At 34.8% G+C, this 6,546-nt stretch carries 5 protein-coding genes; 4 read left to right on the top strand and 1 reads right to left on the bottom strand.

What is annotated here, in order from left to right; translation table 11 throughout:
• On the bottom strand, positions 1 to 1,001 hold a 1,001-nt coding region (locus ABY905_RS12490), incomplete at its 3' end, for a gamma-glutamyl-gamma-aminobutyrate hydrolase family protein (protein ID WP_372644382.1).
• 228 nt (positions 1,002 to 1,229) lie between these two features.
• On the opposite strand from ABY905_RS12490, the gene ABY905_RS12485 reads away from it, so the two are divergent.
• The 4 genes from ABY905_RS12485 to ABY905_RS12470 all read left to right on the top strand — a co-directional run.
• A complete protein-coding gene (locus ABY905_RS12485) occupies positions 1,230 to 1,658 on the top strand; it encodes a pyrimidine dimer DNA glycosylase/endonuclease V (RefSeq protein ID WP_372644380.1) in 429 nt (142 codons plus the stop codon).
• Positions 1,643 to 2,176: a lipocalin family protein gene (locus ABY905_RS12480; protein ID WP_372644379.1), complete on the top strand. Its 534-nt coding sequence runs from the start codon at positions 1,643 to 1,645 to the stop codon at positions 2,174 to 2,176. Before ABY905_RS12485 ends, ABY905_RS12480 begins: the two co-directional genes overlap by 16 nt.
• Before the next feature lie 360 nt (positions 2,177 to 2,536).
• The gene (locus tag ABY905_RS12475) at positions 2,537 to 4,036 is read left to right on the top strand and encodes a hypothetical protein (RefSeq protein ID WP_372644378.1); all 1,500 of its coding nucleotides are present in this window, start codon (positions 2,537 to 2,539) and stop codon (positions 4,034 to 4,036) included.
• A gap of 475 nt (positions 4,037 to 4,511) precedes the next feature.
• Positions 4,512 to 6,546 (top strand): hypothetical protein (locus ABY905_RS12470; RefSeq protein WP_372644376.1); only part of this gene is annotated, 2,035 nt, incomplete at its 3' end.

Raw genomic sequence — 6,546 nt, 5'->3', positions numbered from 1 at the left:
TCACCTTGAGGTGTGAATTGGACTTTATCCTTAGGCTTATAGAAACCAGATCGTTCAGGATGGAATTGAACACCAAAGACATTTGGATATTTCTTGTGGTAAATGGCTTCAATAATCTTTCCATCGGCAGATAAGGCCGAAACCCTAAAGCCTTTCCCCAGCTTCTCAATGGCCTGATGGTGGTAGGAATTAACCAGTGGACTGTCCTTTTTCCTTATGCCCGTTAGTTTCGAAAAGAAAGACCCTTTGAAGTTAATCTGGTGGAAATGGAAGCCAGATAGTTCTAGCGCTTCATTCTCGGGCATTTGTCTGTAATAGTTTCTGTGAATCTCATTTTGTCCCAGTTTAGCCAGACCTTCACTTTCCACGCCATTGTATATTTCTGATGGGATATCCTGAATTAAGCTGCCACCTGTGGCTATATTCATGCTTTGCATGCCCAGGCAGATACCATGTATCAGGTAATTGGGCTTTTGTTTTAGTAAAGCCTTATAGCTTTTATCTTGAAAACCTCCCAATAGATGAAAGATGAAAGAAGCCTCGAAATAATGACGATAAGGATCATATACCTTAGTTAATGAATCCTGCACTTGATTATAAAGCTTAGCTGGTATATCTGGCCCACCAAAGAAAAAGATCGCATCGCTATTAGTAAAGAGTTCCTTAAATTCATCGCTGACCTCATTTTCCTGGTATAGCTGATTGGCATATAAGCTATCCTTTAGTTCTACCAGATACATATTTAGTGAAGTTAGCGTATCCAGTACTGTTTGAGATTTTATATACGCATATTGCTCACCGCTATGGTATAAACCAATTAATTGGATTGAATCCAGATCAAGCAAGCCTTTGTCTGATAGAGTTGATAAGATTTCAATATTTCCAGCTGTAGGGTGGGCAATCAAAATGCGTTTATTAAGATTGTCGGGTAGTGGTTTTAGAAGCTGTGCCTGCAAAAGAGTGACCGGTAAAAGCAGGAGTAAGAGTAATTTGAATTTCATGGTGGTTTTTCTTTTCAGTTATTTGAGGTCTGTTAAGTCTTATTCAAAAATAAGCTTTTATATCTGAAAACTACATATGCTCAAAGAGCTAGCTGTAAGCAATCGTAAGGATACAGTCTAAACCTTGTTTCTAAGATACTGCAAGGCTAGTATTTAAGTTGATTAGTGAATAGGGCGGTATACTTAATTATTTTAATAACTTTAGGTCACTACTTAAAATAAACGAGAATGAGAATTTGGTCTTTACATCCAAAACATCTTGATGTTAAAGGGCTTGTAGCACTCTGGAGAGAAACTCTATTGGCTAAAAATGTATTGGAGGGTCAAACAAAAGCTTATAATAATCACCCACAACTTGATCGATTTAAAAAGTCAAATGATCCCATAGGATCAATTCATTATTACCTAAGTATTGTCTGGCAGGAAGCTAATTTAAGAGGCTATAAGTTTGATAATCGTAAATATGAGAACGTTGAGTTGATTAAAAGGATAGAACTTAATAAGGGGCAAATCGAATTCGAAAAGGAACATCTTCTTAAGAAATTACGTTTAAGGGATGAGATAAAATACGCTGAACTGTTGTTTTTAGGATGTGTTGAAATACATCCTTTATTTAATGAAATTGAAGGAGGAATTGAAGAATGGGAAAAAATATAAGCTTGCTTATTGTCTTTGTGTTATCATTGTGTTCATGCAAAGCTCAAGATACGACGACAGATAAAACAGTGGTGAAAGACTTTGATATCGATCGGTATTTGGGTTCGTGGTATGAGATTGCCCGTTTTGATCATCGTTTTGAAAGAGACTTGGTTGGTGTAAAGGCAACCTATTCATACCGAGAAGATGGAATGATAAAAGTCGTGAATAGTGCCTATAAGGAGACTCTTGATGGAGAAAAGTCTGAAGCTATTGGCAAAGCTAAGATTCCAAACCCTATGGAAGCTTCGAAGTTAAGGGTGTCATTCTTTTGGATTTTCTATAGCGACTATCTTGTTTTTGAATTAGATGAAGATTACCAGTGGGCAGTTGTTGGTAGTCAGTCTGATAATTACCTATGGATTCTCTCTCGTCAACCCATAATGGAAGAAAGCTTGTATAGTGATTTGTTAGCGAGAATAAAGAATAGAGGTTATGATACCAGCAAGCTCATTAGAGTTAAACAAAAAGCAAACTAAGATCAGAGGAATCGTTTAACTTACATTCTGATTAAGGGAGCATAAAATGAGTCAATAGATTAACTATTGACTCATTTTTTTGATCTAAATATAAAAGTTTTAACCCTCATGTAACTTATATTATTTAAAATAAAATGGTTTTTCTGTGTCAAGGCTTCATCTTGTCTTTTGTGACAAAAGGGTTCTTTTAATGTTCAGGCGAGCCCTAATTAGTGACTAATGTCATGTTTTTCGTGAATTAATCGTTATGAAACTTGTTAGTTATAAATTAATGTTATAATTTACATGTGCTTACTTATTTAAACTTAAGTAAAATAAGTGCAGCAGTAAGTAGAAGTAGGTATAATACTTAACAGGGTGATGAGAAGGCAAACACTACATAAAGAGATTGTAGGGATTCAAGAGCTTGAGTCTTTTGATGCCTTTCAGTATTTTGAGAAACGCTTATCACGTGTTCTCGAAACTCATCTATTTGAATCATCACCGGTACACCTTTTAAGTCAAGAGGAGAAGCAACTAATTTTTGGTTTACTTTGGTATGTTCGTTCACCTAAAAGAGCACCAGAAAATGCCATCAGCGATTCAGATCTAAAAAGCATAGGCGAGGAGTATCATCAAATTATTCACAAGTTTAGGATAAGTCACGAAGGGAAAGAGATTGCCTTGCTAGACTATAATATATTGGCGGCCTTTTATCATGTCTTATATCATGGGATTAAGAGCAGAAAACGTACCCGTTATTTGAAAGAAAACTTCGCTATACCGATTCTAGAGGGTGCATCTTTGCTGAAGTCTGTTCCCAATATGTATACGGCTTGTTTTTTTATGCTGATCTCTCGTTTGAACGATATTCGTAAGCAATGCTATTCATTTAAAATGCTACACAGCGATGGGCAAGGTAACTTAAATATGACTCTTACGCCTGTGCTATCAATATATTGGGCAAGGCAAGAGTCTATGATGATACATCGCGCTTTTCGATCAGTCTATAAGGTGCCCAACCCACAAATTTCTAGTGGTATTAATTGGCTGAAAATTTCCAAAGAGAAACTTGAATCTCATTATTCAGGAAATAAAAGTGAGTTGAATTTGTACATTCAGACCCATGCTTTAAATCAAATTCAAGAACGTTTGGATATTTTCGATCAACAAGCACTGAACGATATATTGAGTTTTAGTCTAAGACATATAAAAGCTTTTGAGATTTATAAGGGGAATCTTTTACTGCCCATTCTAGTATGTCATATTAAAGTTGGTTACTTGGTTTGTGATATCATAGATGATCGACTTGTGGCAAGAACCTTCCGCTTTATAACGCAAAACAAAACCCCTGTGGGCGATAGCTTATTGGAAAATCATATTCACTCAAAATTTGGTATAACATATTGTCCGATTGATAAATTGAGACTTTTATTTAAGGTAGAAGATGAAGTGGTTTTAAATTTGTACTATGATGCAGGGGTTGAAGATGTATTTTGTTTGAAAAATTATAATTTAATAATAGATGCCATGCAAGAAGCAAATTATAAAGAGTTTCTTTCTTACATTAAGCAAGGAGAGGAAGCCGAATTAAATGTTACAAGTGTTAATCGAGAAGACTTGAATTTGCAAGATTATTCGTTAGTGAAGCTGTTAGGTCTTCTAATATTGAACACCATAGGTTTGATTGTGGCACAAGTCATGAAGATGTTTTATTCTTTAGCCAGTACATTTAAGGGCTTAGGTAAACAAAATGCCGACTTGAATGAGAAATTTGATAAACGAAGGATAATCGGTCTTTCAAATGCTAAATTGCTTCTTCGCAATGAATTAGATGTGGTACATGCTAAATCTGAAAAGTATGAAGAACAGGTTAGCTAATCATTTAGAATAGCAAAATTATCTATTTTGAGCATTCAAGCTTGAATGTATATGATGACTAAAAATATTACCTATATGCATAAAATGATTGCGATTGCCTATTACTGAGCTGTCAGCACATCTATTCGCAGGTTAATTAAGCTTTATTATTGAATAATTCACCTTCAAGCTAAGTGTCAACTTAAGCTCGAAGGTTTTTTTTTATAAAAAGCGAATACAGGTGTAAATTGGAATCTATATAAGAAGCAATATCAGACTTCTTTGAATCAATTTATTGCTTATCCATTTAAACTACTTGAAAGCTGCCTTAATGAAAATTTCCGATAAATAGGAATGACTGTCAAATAATTGATAGCAAAGTTACTATAACGCTTGCGAAGAAAAAGATCGTTATGTCTGTATTTAATTGAAATATTTTTTTATGAAAAGTTTTATTCTTATTTTAGCTGGTAACACTATTAAATATATGGCTTAAATGAATTCACTCCTACGTCGGATAACGCTTATTTGCCTATTGATACTTTCTCTATCCGTAGTGTCTTCAATAGCTCAACGTACACTTTTTAGTCTGAGCCAATATAATAAAGGGAATGATCTACCCGAAGAGTTGGTTAAAGATATTGTGACTGATGGATATGGGATACCTCATTTCGCCACAGACAATGGTTTGTATGCGCTTATTCATAACAAATTTCATATTATATATCCCCCTGAAGGCAACTCAACCTTTTTTAAAGCTTTTTCTGTTCTTAAGGACCGTACAATTCTGGTTATTTCTGATGATGCTATTTATAAGCTGATCCATGGAAAAGAGGCTAATTACTTAGAGCTATTTATCGATTGTAATAATGGGGATACTTATCCGCAGTTTCCTAAGAATATTTTTGAGGATAGTAAGAATCGAATTTGGATAGCCGATCATTCAGACGTGTTTTGTTATACCGAAGGAAAGCTGCACAAGTATAAGATGAATGAGAAAAATAAAACGACGTCGTTTGTTCGTTCTTATCAATTTGTTGAGTTGGATCATGGCCAGATTTTAGTTGTCTCTCAAAAAGGTTGGTTTTATAGATTAAATGAGGAGACGAATTCCTTTAAAGAGATAAATAAAGAGTCTGATTTCATTGTTCATTCTTTATTCTTATATAGAAGTAATGAGTTTCTTTTGGGAACGTCGAAAGGTTTAATGGATTATAAGTGCGCTTCTGAAGGTCGTGTTATAGAGAAAAAACTGCTCGATCCTTATATTATTGCTTCCTCTATTACTCCTATAAAAAATGATCGCTTTTTGGTAGGTACTTGGTTTCAGGGTTTAATAGAAATTTGCCTACAACCACAATTTAGAATTTATCCTGTTGGTGGCTTTCCTTCATTCACCGTCAATAATATGTACAGGGATCCCCTTGGAAGTATTTGGGCTGCCACCAACTCCGGAGTTGTCCTTTTGGAAAAGGAATTCTTTTCGACACAGCTTCTCAATAGCAATACAGATTATGTGAATGATATCGTTAAGGATGGGAAACATGTCTACTTCTTAAACGGTAAAGATGTATATCGGGTTAATCCAGACTACAGTGTAGAGACTTATCTAGAATTAAAAACAAACAATTCGACTACGTTTGGTATTTGGAATAATTTGATTCTTATAGGGAATGAGAAAGGAGAGGTTGATTGTTATAAAAATCACAAACTAATGTTTCATTTCAAGTTGTCGGATATGGAAGTGACGGACATTGTCATTAATTCAAAACATGAAGCATGGGCCGTCAGTAATTCTGAATTATTTAAGCTTGATCTTTTAAATGGGAATCAGAAATCATATTTACAGCAATTTGGAGGAGAACGTCTTGTGTTTGATGTAGAATATTTTAATGGGACGGATTTGATTATTTCTGGAGCTAAGTCAGGAACTTATTTATACCAATATACAAGAGAAGATGATAGTATAAGGAATATCAGTATTGAAGCTGATTTTATGAAGGGTAAAGAGTTTTGGACCACCGATATTGAAGTTGATGGTGATAGTTTATTTATTGGAAGTTCAATTGGTCTGATAAAATATCATGATGGAGAAATTGAACGCCTGAACATAGGGGCATATACTGAGAAGGGGGTCGTTTCAGTAGTAAAGGATAAGGGGGGCGATTTATGGATTAATGGGAGTAAGGGTGTTTATAGAAAAAAGGGGAATGATATTACCCTTTTTACAACTAATGATGGATTGCCATCTACGATATCTCTTATTGGGAATATGTTGATTGATTCTAGAGGAATAGTGTGGCTTGGTACAAGTAACGGTTTAAGTTATGCGGATACCAAACAAAGGCCTCGGCACTGTCCCAAACCCTTAATTTATGGTATGCTCGAGGATGAGTATGTTTCGCTTTTAAATAAAGAATATGAGGTGATAAAGAATACCACCATCCTATTTGATGTGAGTAGTGCAATTTATCCTCAATCAAAGAATCAATTTGAGTATTGTATCCAAAGTGGTGTGAATAATAAAAAGG

Source organism: Ancylomarina sp. (assembly GCF_041555295.1).
GTDB lineage: Bacteria > Bacteroidota > Bacteroidia > Bacteroidales > Marinifilaceae > Ancylomarina.
Note: the sequence above shows the minus strand (reverse complement) of the source record. Positions and strands in the feature narration are given on the sequence as shown.

Bases quoted from the DNA above. Each gene is read 5' to 3' on its own strand.
- ABY905_RS12480 (WP_372644379.1), top strand. From the start codon at position 1,643: ATGGGAAAAAATATAAGCTTGCTTATTGTCTTTGTGTTATCATTGTGT.
- ABY905_RS12475 (WP_372644378.1), top strand. From the start codon at position 2,537: ATGAGAAGGCAAACACTACATAAAGAGATTGTAGGGATTCAAGAGCTT.
- ABY905_RS12485 (WP_372644380.1), top strand. From the start codon at position 1,230: ATGAGAATTTGGTCTTTACATCCAAAACATCTTGATGTTAAAGGGCTT.